This is a genomic window from Kosakonia sp. YIM B13588 (assembly GCF_042788165.1).
Lineage (GTDB): Bacteria > Pseudomonadota > Gammaproteobacteria > Enterobacterales > Enterobacteriaceae > Kosakonia > Kosakonia sacchari.
In genome coordinates this window covers 21422-35043 of sequence record NZ_JBHZPO010000018.1, presented here as the reverse complement: position 1 = coordinate 35043, position 13622 = coordinate 21422, and the positions used below count along the sequence as shown (strand labels likewise).

The 13622-nt window shown below is 53.4% G+C and carries 11 protein-coding genes and 4 tRNA genes; all 15 read right to left on the bottom strand.

Translation table 11 applies throughout. The features are described from left to right. Window positions 1-494: 494 nt before the first annotated feature. The 15 genes from ACFX4U_RS22135 to wecA all read right to left on the bottom strand — a co-directional run bounded on the left by ACFX4U_RS22135 (window position 495) and on the right by wecA (window position 13569). Window positions 495-571, bottom strand: a tRNA-Pro gene (locus tag ACFX4U_RS22135). A 38-nt stretch (window positions 572-609) separates the two neighbouring features. Beyond that, a tRNA-Leu gene (locus ACFX4U_RS22130) sits at window positions 610-695 on the bottom strand. A 28-nt stretch (window positions 696-723) separates the two neighbouring features. Further along, window positions 724-799 (bottom strand) — tRNA-His (locus ACFX4U_RS22125). A 69-nt stretch (window positions 800-868) separates the two neighbouring features. After that, window positions 869-945 (bottom strand) — tRNA-Arg (locus ACFX4U_RS22120). A 103-nt stretch (window positions 946-1048) separates the two neighbouring features. Beyond that, window positions 1049-2434: an amino acid permease gene (locus tag ACFX4U_RS22115; protein ID WP_200553518.1), complete on the bottom strand. Its 1386-nt coding sequence runs from the start codon at window positions 2432-2434 to the stop codon at window positions 1049-1051. 258 nt (window positions 2435-2692) lie between these two features. Then, complete coding sequence (gene wecG / locus ACFX4U_RS22110; protein WP_313508265.1) at window positions 2693-3433, bottom strand: lipopolysaccharide N-acetylmannosaminouronosyltransferase; 741 nt, start codon at window positions 3431-3433, stop codon at window positions 2693-2695. Window positions 3434-3446: 13 nt separating this feature from the next. Continuing rightward, complete coding sequence (gene wzyE / locus ACFX4U_RS22105) at window positions 3447-4799, bottom strand: ECA oligosaccharide polymerase (protein WP_313508266.1); 1353 nt, start codon at window positions 4797-4799, stop codon at window positions 3447-3449. Beyond that, a complete protein-coding gene (locus ACFX4U_RS22100; protein WP_313508267.1) occupies window positions 4796-5875 on the bottom strand; it encodes a TDP-N-acetylfucosamine:lipid II N-acetylfucosaminyltransferase in 1080 nt (359 codons plus the stop codon). The genes wzyE and ACFX4U_RS22100 overlap by 4 nt, the downstream gene beginning before the upstream one ends. Continuing rightward, window positions 5872-7122: a lipid III flippase WzxE gene (wzxE, locus tag ACFX4U_RS22095; RefSeq protein WP_313508268.1), complete on the bottom strand. Its 1251-nt coding sequence runs from the start codon at window positions 7120-7122 to the stop codon at window positions 5872-5874. Before wzxE ends, ACFX4U_RS22100 begins: the two co-directional genes overlap by 4 nt. Before the next feature lies 1 nt (window position 7123). Further along, entirely contained in the window at window positions 7124-8254 is a 1131-nt protein-coding gene (gene rffA, locus ACFX4U_RS22090; RefSeq protein ID WP_305737455.1) for a dTDP-4-amino-4,6-dideoxygalactose transaminase, read from the bottom strand. A gap of 4 nt (window positions 8255-8258) precedes the next feature. Next, complete coding sequence (gene rffC / locus ACFX4U_RS22085) at window positions 8259-8936, bottom strand: dTDP-4-amino-4,6-dideoxy-D-galactose acyltransferase (protein WP_380218671.1); 678 nt, start codon at window positions 8934-8936, stop codon at window positions 8259-8261. A gap of 24 nt (window positions 8937-8960) precedes the next feature. Beyond that, window positions 8961-10223 (bottom strand): UDP-N-acetyl-D-mannosamine dehydrogenase, encoded by a 1263-nt coding sequence (gene wecC / locus ACFX4U_RS22080; RefSeq protein ID WP_313508269.1) that lies wholly within the window; start codon window positions 10221-10223, stop codon window positions 8961-8963. Next, on the bottom strand, window positions 10220-11350 hold the full coding sequence (gene wecB, locus ACFX4U_RS22075; RefSeq protein ID WP_313508270.1) for a non-hydrolyzing UDP-N-acetylglucosamine 2-epimerase: 1131 nt from the start codon (window positions 11348-11350) through the stop codon (window positions 10220-10222). The genes wecC and wecB overlap by 4 nt, the downstream gene beginning before the upstream one ends. 55 nt (window positions 11351-11405) lie before the next feature. Continuing rightward, window positions 11406-12452, bottom strand: coding sequence for an ECA polysaccharide chain length modulation protein (gene wzzE / locus ACFX4U_RS22070; protein WP_313508271.1), 1047 nt, complete (start codon window positions 12450-12452; stop codon window positions 11406-11408). Window positions 12453-12465: 13 nt separating this feature from the next. Beyond that, window positions 12466-13569 (bottom strand): UDP-N-acetylglucosamine--undecaprenyl-phosphate N-acetylglucosaminephosphotransferase, encoded by a 1104-nt coding sequence (wecA, locus tag ACFX4U_RS22065; RefSeq protein ID WP_313508272.1) that lies wholly within the window; start codon window positions 13567-13569, stop codon window positions 12466-12468. Between the last annotated feature and the right edge of the window lie 53 nt (window positions 13570-13622).

Below are 13622 nucleotides of genomic sequence, written 5' to 3'. Positions count from 1 at the left end.
ACAACTAAATGGGTGCTTCACTCAACGTTATGTCCATGGTGTTTGATGAGGCCGAAGCGACATCTGTCTGTGGACGATAAGCACCGTAAACGGCTCTGCATCATTCCTGAGTTTATGAGGCCTGAAGGCGAACATAAGAGATGGAATGAGCATCTACGCATAGATTATTGCACATACCGTGCCACAACTGCATTAACTAATGTTACCGAGCGCAAACTTTTAAAATATCAGCAAATTCAGCGTATCTTGCCCCGCAATCACGCCCTAGTCGTCTTTCCCAAAAGCCAGTATGTCGCTAGCTGGCGACAAATAGCAGGCTAATTATTTTAGTCATTTAAAATCAGTGAGTTACATGTCACCATTAAGCGACACAGCAGGTGCTCATTGTCGCTCAGAAGCAACACAGGCAAAAAGGACGATGGAAAGGCGCGAAATGCAGAAGATGTGGCAGGAAAGCCAAAAACAAAAAACCCCGCTTACGCGGGGTTCAAAATTGGTCGGCGAGAGAGGATTCGAACCTCCGACCCACTGGTCCCAAACCAGTTGCGCTACCAAGCTGCGCTACTCGCCGTTTTACTGCTTTTTGAATTTTTCGTTCAATCTAAGTTGTGGTGCGAGGGGGGGGACTCGAACCCCCACATCCTAAGGACACTAACACCTGAAGCTAGCGCGTCTACCAATTCCGCCACCTTCGCATTCCACGAAACTTGTACTGCAAAATAATGGGGTGGCTAATGGGACTCGAACCCACGACAACTGGAATCACAATCCAGGGCTCTACCAACTGAGCTATAGCCACCACTGTAAATCTTTTCACACGGTATCGTGATATTTCACGAACCACCGCAGCTCAAGCGCCGGGTTTAAATGGCGCGCCCGACAGGATTCGAACCTGAGACCTCTGCCTCCGGAGGGCAGCGCTCTATCCAGCTGAGCTACGGGCGCGTAGCGCCGTTGCGGGGGTGGATAGTACGGACTTCGGGCGCGGCTGTCTAGTGCTTTTTTTAAAGAAAATGCGCGTTTGGTTATGCTTTGCGCATTTTGCCTCTTATTCACCCACCCGTTGCGTAACAGCATGCCGATGGAAGCCAAATACCTTATACGCCACCGTTACCGCAGCGAGGAAGATAATGCCGACAAACAGCGACATACGCGTGTCGTCGTTGAAGCCCATCCCCACCAGCACGCAAATCAGAAATGCCATGGTTAACCAGTTTGCCCACGGGAACAGCATCGAGCGGAACGGATGGCTGGCAATCGCTTCTTTATGTGCCTTACGAAAACGCAGTTGGCTTATCAAGATCACGAACCACGGCACCATACCTGGCAATACGCTGGCGCTGTAGACGTAAACAAACACCCGTTGTGGGTTCGGAATCACGTAATTCAGGCAGGAGCCGACCAGCAGAATAATGATGGAAATGGTCACGCCCATCGCCGGAACGCCGCTTTTGGACACTTTAGCCACCGCAGCCGGCAACTGGCGGTTCTTCGCCAACGCGTAAAGCATACGCCCACAGCTATACATACCGCTGTTACAACCGGATAGCGCCGCCGTCAGCACGACAAAGTTAATGATCCCGGCAGCCGCCGTGATACCGATTTTGGCAAAAGTCAGCACGAACGGGCTGCCATTGGTGCCAATTTCATTCCACGGGAAGATGGTGACGATGACAAAAATGGCGCCCACATAGAAAATCAGAATGCGCCACAGCACCTTGCTGACCGCGCTACGCAGCGTCACTTGCGGGTTTTTCGCTTCACCTGCGGTGATACCAATCAACTCGACACCCTGATAAGAGGCTACAACGATACAAAGCGCGGTTAAAAAGCCTTTCCAGCCGCCGGCAAAAAAACCGCCATGTTCGGTCAGGTTGCCAAAACCAATCGAGTGACCGCCGTTACCAAAGCCGAAGAAAATCACGCCCAGGCCCACGACAATCATCACGATAATGGTGGTGACTTTGATCATCGCAAACCAGAATTCAATTTCACCATACAAACGCACCGCTGCCAGATTGGCCAGGGCGACCAGCCCCACCGCAATCAGCGCGGGTATCCACTGCGCAAGATCCGGGAACCAGAACTGGACATACACGCCAATCGCGGTGATTTCCGAGATGCCAACCGCCATCCACATAAACCAGTAGGACCAGGCGGTGAGATAGCCAAAGAACGGGCTCATATAGCGATGCGCATAAACTGCAAAGGACCCGGCGACCGGCTCCAGAAACAGCATTTCGCCCATGGAGCGCATAATAAAGAAGACGAAAACACCGGCGATGATATACGCCAGCAATACCGACGGGCCTGCCCATTTCAGCGTACTGGCAGCCCCCATAAACAGGCCTACGCCTATAGTGCCCCCGAGGGCAATTAATTCGATGTGACGAGACTCCAGACCACGCTGAAGCTCTGGTTTGTTTTCGGCCATAAATCCTCTGTTGTGTTTGCTTCTTTCTTTGCCCGCTCTGCGGGTTATTGTTATGAGTTTTCCCTCAGCTCATAACAGGCCATGCTGCACCGACCCGGAAATGGTTGGCGCAAAAAACACCACGGCACTGCAATGAGTGAGCGAATGGTTTCTTAAAATGAGGGAAATGGCAAACGATGTATAAAAAAAACAGGCGTAATGCACAATAAAACAACAACAGGAAGGGAAAAGGCAGCGCATTACGCCGCCGGGAGAGTGTCAGAGTTTTCCACTATAGTGCCAGCGGAGATAACGCAGCAAACGTAACTGGCGTTTCAGCCGCGTCGGTTGTGACAATAAGCGATAGAGCCACTCCAGCCCTAATTTCTGCCAGAGCGTCGGCGCGCGTTTCACATGCCCGGTAAAGACATCGTAAGTGCCGCCCACGCCCATATACAGCGCATCCGGCCAGACAGCACGGCAATCACGCATAAAAATCTCTTGTTTTGGCGAGCCCATGGCGACGGTGACGATTTTCGCCCCGCTATCGCGGATCCGCTCAAACAGCGCTTGTCGCTGCGCTGGGCTAAAGTAGCCATCCTGGCTTCCCACCACATTCACCTGCCATTGCGTGCGCAGTTTCTGCTCTGTTTGCGCCAGCACTTCGGGTTTTCCACCGACCAGAAACACCGGTGTGCCCGTTTTTCCTGCCCGCGCCATCAGTTGTTCCCAGAGATCGGCACCCGCAACACGAGAAACCTGTGCCTGCGGGAATTTCTTGCGCAGCGATCGCACGACGCTGATGCCATCGGCGTACTTATATTCCGCCGCCTCAATCAACGCGCGAACTTGCGCGTCATCTTCCAGCGTCAGCATTTTCTCGGCGTTGATCGCCACCAGTGTGCCCTGTTTGATTTGCTCATCCGCACAGAGAAAATCCAGCGCGTGTTGCATATCGCGCCAGCCGACCAGTTTCAGACCGCGCAGGTCATACAACGGCGCTGCCGTCTTATCCGTCATGTTAAATCCTTTTTCACACCTGGGAGAGGGGTTTCACTACACGCGTATCGCGACGATGTATAAGTCCTGCACTGTCAAACAGCCAGTAGAGCAGTTTCGCTATTAACAGGCAGAAGCCGAAAATGACAAGGAAAAAGACAACCCGCGAGGTAAACGCATCCAGCCCTTCGCGCGCCAGCACAATCATGTTGAAAATAGCGCCAAAGCAGAAGCTGTGAAGAATCGCGGCCTTATAGCGGTTGGTTTCCCGGTTTCCTAAAGTATATAACCAGTCGAACCATTTAATGATCAGTCCCACCACCACCGCACCCAGCGGGATAAACCACGCGCCGCCCATCACCACTAACGAACCAATCAGCGTGGGCGAAATCGCCAGCCCGGAGTGGTTGTTGAGCACTTCCCAGGTGAAGTAGTTCGCCGTGTTGAGCACAATGCCAGGCCGGGAAGGCCATAACCAGGAGGGAATAAACACGTAGAAGTCGCGCACAATCGGCGCCAGCCCCTGAAAATCTATCTTGTCGTAGTTTTGCAACAGCAACGACAAGTTTTCCCACGGCGAGAAAGTATCGCGCGTCAGGTATAAAAAGGTGTAAAACGCCTCGTCGCCGCTGACATTTAAGCCATAGCGTTTCAGCGCCAGCCAGAACATACCGACAATCCCCAGCACGCCCGCAGCGGCCAGCATCCAGAGCGAAATCCAGCCGCGAATAATGCCGATAAACAGGAAAATCGCGAACGCGATAATGATATTGGCGCGCGTACCGCCAACAATCATGTAGGTCAGCAAACCAAACGCCACGGTGCTGACCAGAAAGAATAGCCATGCCTGTGCGCTCTGACGCAGAAAGTAGACCACCAACATCGCCGGAATAAAGAAGTAGAAGAAACGCTTTAACGCGACGCCGGACACTTCGCTGGAGAAGATCTGGCTATAGGAGTGCAAGCGGAATAACAGAAAGCCGTTGTGCATGAAGAAGATCCCCACGCTCACCAGCGCGATGATCATCAGCATCACCCATGTCAGATGCGCCTCCACCCGGTTAATGGTGAACAGCGGGCGACGTGTCGCCTGTTCGGCTTTCGCCCGCAGCCGCGTTTTATAGGTGACGTAATAGATGCCATAGAAACACGCCGCCGCCAGCAATGACTGCATCATAATTCCCGGCGGTGCCACGGCGACGTTAAAGCGGAACACCAGTACGCACGTCAGCGGAAAACCGAAGAAAAAGGTCAGCAGAAACAGCAGCGAAAAGAAAACGTTAAAGTTAAAACGCACACGGCGGAATTCAAACCAGGTCAGCGTGGCGATAAAGAGTGTCGCCAGCAGCCAGATGATAAACAGTCCGCAAAACTCAAGTGGGCTCATCCGACGATCCCCGCAGCCATACGCAGCGTTTTATGCCAAAGCGTAATGTAATTCGGGCTAAAGAACGTAATGCCATTCTTATCCACGGCCACCAGTTGTCGCCGGGCCTCGCGGATCACCGATTCGCTTAGCGCATCGCTGGTAAACAACACCGGAATATCTTCTGCCACCATATCGCGCCAGAACGGATTTTCCCGGTTCAGTACGCAGGGAACGCCAGCCTGAATCAGTAAGCAAAGCGTGCCGATCCCCTGCTGACGGGCGAAAATAAAGTAACCTAAATCGCATTGCGCCAGCAGTGCCAGATAGGCATCAAAGTCCATTTTTTCGCTCAGAATACGCAAGTTATCTGCGCTAAATAGCGCCAGACCGGCGTTGCGGACCGCGGTGATATAGCTGTCGTTATTCGCCGGATAACCCATCGGTACAATGATATTGACCGTGTCGCCAAACTGGCGGTGAATCGCTCGCAATGCAGCAATGTGCTCGTTGCTCGGGTCGCCGGAGTTACCCACCAGAATCGTCAGTTTGCCTTCCCGTTGCAGCTCGTGCGCCATGGTATTCAGCGCCGGATCCATACGCGTAGGGAAATAGAGCAGCTCGCCGCGCACAGCTGGGTTACGTTGCCCGAACCAGGCCAGATCGCCACGGGTAGCAAAAATGCAGCCCACCCGGCGTTGCGCTAAACGGCGCAGCGGATAAAAAAGACGGAATTTGAGGCTGCGCGACACTTCATACAGATCGGCGCCCCAGGCATGCCAGTAGAACTGTTCGCGCTTAATGGCACCGCGCAACAACGCCAGCCACAGGCCGAAGTTAAACTGGCCGTGAAAGAAGAAGCGTTGCTGACGATCGGCTTTTGCACGCGCGACAACGGCCTTTGCCAGCACTTTTTTATCGGCATAGAAGTGCAGCGTTAATTCCGGATACGCCGCGCTTTGCCCTTCGTCGCAGCCAACAACCATAAATTCACGGGCATACGTGCCCGAAGCCGCGAGGTTTTCGTTAAAAAACCGCAGAACAGTCTGGTTATGGTGTGGGATATCCGATCCCAATACGTGAATCAGTGCAGTCATGCCTTCTTACGCCAAATCAAAAAAGCGCCGCAACATGCGGCAAAATAAATAATGTAGGTCGCCATATAGGCCTGCGCCGCGCCGATAGCGCCATGTGCCGGGATAAGCACGCGCGAAAACAGCGTTAACAGCGCGAACTGGCTCACTTCAGCCAGAATATAAAAGCGCAGCGACGCTTTGGCGATCACCAGATAACCAAATACGTAAGCGCCCACTTTCAATACATCCCCGACCAGCTGCCAGGCGAACAGATCGCGCATCGCAGTGAACTTGTCGGAAAATAGCAGCCAAATCGCCACATCGCGCAGCAGCCAGACGCAAAGGCTCACTGCCGCTACCGCCGGTAACACAAAACGCAGCGATTTAACGATTTCGCGCGAGATCTCTGCTTTTGTCGTCAGTCTGGACAATGTGGGTAACAGATAAACGCTGAACGAGGCGGTAATAAATTGCAGATAAGCATCGGAGATACTGCTGACCCCTTGCCAGATCCCCACATCATCCCAGCTGTAGTGCGCAGCCAGTTGGTTTCGCATCATCACGTAGGCCAGTGGCAGGGTCGCCGAGGTGATCAGCGCCATTAACGTAAATTTGCTCAACTGCCCCGCTAATCCGTTGTCCCATCGCGGCGCAAAGTACCCCAGCGGAACACTGCCACGCCGCAGCAGCATGATCATTGCCGGGATAACCACCAGCGCCGGAACCAGCGCCATTCCCAGCAGTGCGCCCTGATAGCCGCCCAATTTAAAACAGAGAAACCATGCCAGCACGCCGATCACGCTACCGATAATCAGCGAGAGTGCGTTACTTGCTGCGTCGCGAAACCCTTTCATTACCGCCAGCAGCAGGTTGGCCCATGCAATGCCCATCTGCACCAGCGCCACCAGACGCACCAGACCCTGATAATCTTTATGACCAAATAACCCCTGGCTGATTGGTGCTGCCGCCAGCAGGAAAATCAGCGCCAACAGCGCCGAAAAGCCCAGCACCATCGCGGACGATGTGCCCACAGCAATGCGTAAGCGAGCCGGATCGTCATGGTATTGCGCGACAAATTTCGTTACGCCGTTAAAAATCCCGGCCCCTGCCAGCACACCCAATACGGTAATAAGCTGGCGGAAATTCCCCGCCTGCCCGACGCCTGACGGCCCAAACGCCACCGCAAGCAATTTGACCACCAGCAAGCCCGCGCCAATCTTGACCAGCGTGCTGGCGGCCGTCCATATCGATGCTTTTGCCAGCGACATGTCAGTTGAAGTAGCTCAGAAGCGTGCTGATAACGGTGCGCTGATTAACCGGTGCCAGGTTGTAGAACAGCGGCAGACGAAGCAAACGCTCACTTTCTTGTGTGGTGTAACGATCTTCGCCGTGGAATTCACCGAATTTTTCACCGGCCGGTGAAGCATGCAGCGGGATATAGTGGAACACCGCGAGGATTTCCGCTTCTTTCAGGAAAGCAATCAGCGCACTACGGTCGGCTTCATCGCGCAGCTTGATATAAAACATATGCGCATTATGGCTACACTCCGCAGGGATCGAGGGCAGCTCAATACGACCCGCGCGCGCCAGCGGCTTTAACGCGTCGTAATAGGTTTGCCACAGCGCCAGGCGCTGCTGGTTGATGCGTTCTGCCGCTTCCAGTTGCGCCCATAAATAGGCCGCCTGGAGATCCGCCATCAGATAGCTGGAACCGATATCCCGCCAGGTGTATTTATCCACCTGCCCACGGAAAAACTGGCTGCGGTTAGTGCCTTTCTCACGAATGACCTCTGCCCGCTCTACCAGCGCGCGATCGTTAATCAGCGTCGCGCCACCTTCGCCGCCGGCGGTGTAGTTTTTGGTTTCATGGAAACTAAAGCAACCAATATGGCCGATGGTGCCCAGCGCCCGCCCTTTATAGGTCGACATCACACCCTGTGCGGCATCTTCCACCACATACAAATTATGGTGTTTGGCAATCGCCATGATGGTATCCATTTCGCAGGCAACACCCGCGTAATGCACCGGCACAATGGCGCGAGTATTTTCGGTGATGGCGGCTTCGATCAGCGTTTCATCAATGTTCATGGTATCCGGGCGGATATCAACAAAGACGATTTTCGCACCGCGCAGTACAAACGCGTTGGCGGTTGAAACGAAGGTGTAGCTCGGCATGATCACTTCATCGCCAGGCTGGATATCCAGCAGTAGCGCGGCCATCTCCAGCGATGCCGTGCAGGAAGGTGTCAGCAAGACTTTCGCGCTGCGAAAACGCTGCTCCATCCACTGCTGACAACGGCGGGTAAAACCGCCATCGCCGCACAACTTACCGCTGCCCATCGCCGACTGCATGTAGTCGAGTTCCGTTCCCACCACTGGTGGAGCGTTAAAGGGGATCATAGAGTCACCTGTATAGCCACAAGGCGGTGCTTTCAATATTCGCCCCGCTCTGAATATAGCGTTTAAGTGCGGCAGTATTCCCAAGCTGAGTCGCTACCCGCACACGTTTTAGCTCGCGCTGGCGCGCCCAATGGCACGCCGCCTGCATTAATTTTTCGCCCATACCGCGTCCGGCCAACAGGCCAATGCGGGCTTCCTGTTCGTTGAGCTGGCGCAGCGAAACAAAGCCTGTGAAAGCGCCCTGCGCATTACGAAAGACCAGACATTGATGGTCAAACTCGCCTTTTACCGCGTTTTCAATCCATTGTGCATAAAAACGCCCGCTCGCCTCTGCTGGATACCAGGGGGCGCGGAACCGGCTCTGCACAAAGATTTCGGCTGCCATCTGACGTAGCACAGGGATATCCGCAAGCGTTGCCACTTCAGCCGCCGGATCGACGCCCTGTTCCTCTACCACCAGCGAGAGGTCGATCTCGCCTTCAACCAGTTGAAAACCGAGCTGCTGCAATGCATCTAACTGGTGGGGCTGCGATGCCGGTAGTTTCACCTGCACACGCGCCCAATTAGCGAAATCCGCGCGGGTCAACGCTGGCGCCGAGGGTTGCAGGCGAACAATCGCGCTACGCAAGCTAAAAAAGCGGCTTTCCCATGCCAGTTCTTCTACCGTGCCGTGAATGGTCATGCTGTTCCCTTTGTGCTCGCTCGCTTAGCGCCAGACACCTTTGGTATCGACAACGAACTGCTGGCCAATGCTGGCGCTCTCCACCGCTTTAAACTCATTATGATCAACCAGCATCACCAGCACATCGGCCTGCGCCAGCGCATCATGGGTATTTACCAGCGTGGCGTGTCCGGCGAACTTAGCCGGCAGTTGATGAATATTCGGCTCCACCACCAGCGTTTCACCGCTGTGCCACTGCGCGATGTCGAGGGCAATTTCCATTGCCGGGCTTTCACGCAAATCATCGATATTGGGCTTAAAGGCCAGCCCGAAACAGGCGATTTTGATTTCACTGGCGCGTTTGCCACTGGCCGTCAGGCAATCGGCAACCATCGCTTTAACCTGATTCAGCACCCAGTGCGGCTTAAAGTCGTTAACTTCACGCGCGGTGCGGATAAGCCGTGACTGCTGCGGATTCTGCGCGACAATAAACCACGGATCAACGGCGATACAGTGCCCGCCGACGCCAGGCCCAGGCTGGAGAATATTGACACGCGGATGGCGGTTCGCCAGGCGAATCAACTCCCAAACGTTGATCCCCTGATCGGCGCAAATCAGCGACAGTTCGTTGGCAAACGCGATGTTGACATCGCGGAAGCTGTTTTCGGTAAGTTTGCACATTTCAGCGGTGCGCGAGTTGGTCACCACGCATTCGCCTTCGAGGAAAATTTTGTACAGCTCGCTGGCACGCGCCGAACAAACCGGCGTCATCCCGCCAATCACGCGGTCGTTTTTAATCAGCTCGACCATCACTTGCCCCGGCAGCACGCGCTCCGGGCAGTAGGCGATATTGATGTCCGCATTTTCACCCGCCTGCTGCGGGAAAGTGAGATCCGGGCGCGCTTCGGCAAGCCACTGCGCCATCTGCTCTGTTGCCCCTACCGGCGAGGTCGACTCAAGGATCACTAACGCGCCTTTGCTAAGCACTGGCGAGATGGATTTAGTCGCCGCCTCAACATAGGCCATATCCGGCTCGTGCTCGCCTTTAAACGGCGTTGGCACGGCGATCAAGTAAGCATCTGCGACGACAGGTGTGGTGCTCGCGCGAAGATAGCCACCGTTTACCGCCGATTTCACTACACTTCCCAGTTCCGGCTCGACGATATGGATTTCGCCGCGGTTAATGGTTTCCACCGCGCTGGCGTTGATATCGACGCCAACAACCGTCTTCTGCCGTGAAGCAAATGCCGCCGCGGTAGGCAGACCAATATAGCCCAGGCCAATAACGGAAATGGTTTTAAAGCTCATAGTGTTACCCGATTATTTTTAAGTGCGTGCAAAATGCGACCACAGGCCAGCCCGTCACCATAAGGGTTATGCGCGCGGCTCATCGCCTGCCAGGCATCGTTGTCATGAAGCAGGTGCGAGACCTCTTCCACAATGCGCTGGCGATCCGTGCCAACCAGTTTAACCGTGCCCGCATCGACGGCTTCCGGGCGTTCGGTGGTATCACGCATCACCAGCACCGGCTTGCCGAGCGAAGGAGCTTCTTCCTGAATACCGCCCGAATCCGTCAGGATCAGCCAGGCATGATTCATCAACCACAAAAACGGCAGGTAATCCTGGGGTTCGATTAGCGTAACGTTCTCAACGTGGCCAAGAATGCGGTTAACTGGCTCGCTGACGTTGGGATTCAGATGAACCGGATAAACAATTTGCACATCATCGTGTTGCGCGGCGATATCCGCCAGCGCATGGCATATCTGTTCAAAACCAAGCCCAAAACTCTCACGGCGATGCCCGGTGACAAGAATGAGTTTTTTATCTCTATTGAGGAACGGATAACGCGCCGCCAGCGCCTCGTAGCGCGAAGGGTTGTTCATCACGCTGTCGCGAACCCAGAAAAGCGCATCAATAACGGTATTGCCGGTGACAAAAATGCGGTTATCCGCAACATTCTCACGGCGTAAATTGAGGCGAGAGTTTTCCGTCGGCGCAAAGTGATACATCGCCAGGTGACCGGTCAGCGTGCGGTTTGCCTCTTCTGGCCATGGCGAAGAGAGATCGCCAGTTCGCAGGCCCGCTTCAACATGCCCGACAGGAATACGCTGATAAAACGCGGCAAGGCTCGCCGCAATCGTCGTTGTCGTGTCGCCATGCACCAGCACCACATCCGGGCGGAAGGATTCAAGGATGGGTTTTAAGCCTTCAAGGATGCCGCAGGTAATTTCCGTAAGCCCTTGTCCCGGCCGCATAATATTTAGATCGTAATCCGGAACAATAGAGAAGAGTGTTAGCACCTGATCAAGCATCTCCCGATGCTGCGCAGTGACGCAAACTCTTGCTTCAAAGTCTGGATCCTTTGCCAGCGCATGTACCAGCGGAGCCATTTTGATGGCTTCTGGCCTCGTGCCAAATACGGTAAGTACTTTCACAACGATTCTCTTCGATTAGAGGATGAAGGCATCATGCCTTCATCTCGGACAGCGTTTAGTTCGAACGGCGGCGCATTAATGCAATACCCGACCCGATTAGCGCACCGACAATTCCCCACATGATCATCAGGAAAGCACGACGCGGGCTGTCGCGTTTTACCGGTTCTTCCGGCGTACGCAAATAACGATATGTCTGAAAACGGGGATCAAGGGTCGGACCGACGTTAAGCGTATTCAGCATTGCCCGATTTTGATCATAGTCCAGATCAAACTGCGGCCCCACTGCCCGCAGGTTTTCCAGCCGCGCTTGCAGCATTGGGCGCCCCAGCATAAACAGTTCTGAATCTGGCAGTTCATCTGGCGGAACTTCTGTCTCAGTGCGGGAAATGTTGTGCTGTTGAGCGATTTGAAGTGCTTGCTCAACGCTGTGCAGACGGCGGTTAAAAATTGCCTTTGCTACTTCTTCCTGGCGTTTAACCTGTGCTTTCATCTGGATGGTACGCGCGGCCCAGGCACCTTTCAGCTCATCGTTAAGATGGCTGGCGGCACGCTGGCTGGCAAAAGCGACATACTGACGCAGCAAATTGTTGGCATCTGGCGCGGTTTCAGCAATCAACTTAACATTGTCATTAAGGTTGCGGACAACATCTCCGGGCGTGTACTGGATGTTATTGATCAGATCATCAAGCATTGCCGCATCCGCTTTGCTGTTACCAACCAGACGCTGTTTGTAGTAATCCGTCTGCGACCAAAAATCACGCCGTGTATCCCAGGAGGCGAGTTGCATAATGAACTCTTTATACGCCTCATCCATGACCGATAGCTGATCGGTAGGTGTCTGGTTAGCTTTGTCGTCCAGGTTACGCAGGAACTGTTGCTGGGAATAATAGCCCCCCAGCATATTAACCGTGGGGCGATCGGTAACTGCGGTTGCACTCCACTCCTGGGTAGCAAAGAAGGTCCAGACTAAGGCGAGCAAAGCAAACAGCAGTGCTATTCCCACGATCCATAATTTTCCTACCCACAAAGTACGGAATAAGCCCCGGATATCCAGTTCGTTTTCCGTCCCCATTGAAGGTGTTCCTGACGCTGGTTGAATCATCGCTTTCCCGGATTTACTTGGTTAGTGTTGATTTAGAAACGCTATTACGGCGCATTCTGCGTTTAATTCGCTTGATAAAGCGCGCCACTTTCCATGCGCGCTTAATACAGTAGCCATATAAAAAGAAGCATAGCAAAAATAATGCCAACATCACCCATTCAGGAATAAAACGGAGATACTCTGTGACGACACCAATACTGGCCAAAAGGGAAGCCGCGAGAGTTATCAGCACGAAGGCCTGACGGGAAGTAAATCCTGCGCGCATGATCAGATGATGAATGTGCTGGCGATCTGGTGAAAAGGGGCTCATTCCTTTACGTAGTCGACGGAACATTATCGCTACCATATCCATCAGCGGAATGGCAATGATCCATAACGCAGTGACCGGGCTAATTGAGTGGATAGGGCCTTGTGTCGTTTGCAGTAAAATCCAGATGATCGTAAAACCAATCAACGTACTGCCCGCATCTCCCATAAAGACTTTGTAACGTCGTCCCAATACACCCAGATTCAATAGAATATAAGGCAAAATAGCCGCAATCATGGCAAAGCACCACATTGCGAGGCTAACCTGGCCATCTAACAATAAAATCACGCCAATAGCAGCAAAAGAGACGCAGGAAAGCCCGCCTAACAGACCATCAATACCGTCAACCATATTGAACGCGTTAATTGCCGCCCAGACTGCAAACAGGGTAAGTAAGTAGCCAAAAGGCCCCAGCACCATCTCCCATGAACCAAAAATATAGCCGAGGCTGCTGAGATAAAGCTTGCCGACTGCCATCATCACTACAGCAATAGTCGCCTGGACAGCCGCACGGATTTTTACACTAATATCGAATCGATCGTCCAGCGCACCGATAAAGACCAAAACACCGGCACAGCAGAGATAGAGGGCAGCATGAGGAATGTAATAATCCGTGATACCAAACGTAAAGCAGACCCCTGCGAATACTGAGATTCCCCCAACAAGAGGGATCAATCCCTGATGCCGTTTACGATAGTTGGGTTTGTCCACCAATCCAACATGTCTTGCCATTTTACGAGCAACAAACAGGAAGACGGTTGTGAACAAGAAAATACTGAATAATTCAGTAAACGCAGTGAGTAAATTCACAATGGATGCTCTCAGCGAATGTTAATCCTGGCAGTATAACGACGTTGTCATGC

What these genes read in the sequence shown, in the direction of transcription:
- wzxE (WP_313508268.1), bottom strand. Translation starts at nt 7,122, where the DNA reads ATGTCGCTGGCAAAAGCATCGATATGGACGGCCGCCAGCACGCTGGTC.
- rffC (WP_380218671.1), bottom strand. Translation starts at nt 8,936, where the DNA reads ATGACCATTCACGGCACGGTAGAAGAACTGGCATGGGAAAGCCGCTTT.
- wzyE (WP_313508266.1), bottom strand. Translation starts at nt 4,799, where the DNA reads ATGAGCCCACTTGAGTTTTGCGGACTGTTTATCATCTGGCTGCTGGCG.
- wzzE (WP_313508271.1), bottom strand. Translation starts at nt 12,452, where the DNA reads ATGATTCAACCAGCGTCAGGAACACCTTCAATGGGGACGGAAAACGAA.
- ACFX4U_RS22100 (WP_313508267.1), bottom strand. Translation starts at nt 5,875, where the DNA reads ATGACTGCACTGATTCACGTATTGGGATCGGATATCCCACACCATAAC.
- rffA (WP_305737455.1), bottom strand. Translation starts at nt 8,254, where the DNA reads ATGATCCCCTTTAACGCTCCACCAGTGGTGGGAACGGAACTCGACTAC.
- wecG (WP_313508265.1), bottom strand. Translation starts at nt 3,433, where the DNA reads ATGACGGATAAGACGGCAGCGCCGTTGTATGACCTGCGCGGTCTGAAA.
- wecC (WP_313508269.1), bottom strand. Translation starts at nt 10,223, where the DNA reads ATGAGCTTTAAAACCATTTCCGTTATTGGCCTGGGCTATATTGGTCTG.
- ACFX4U_RS22115 (WP_200553518.1), bottom strand. Translation starts at nt 2,434, where the DNA reads ATGGCCGAAAACAAACCAGAGCTTCAGCGTGGTCTGGAGTCTCGTCAC.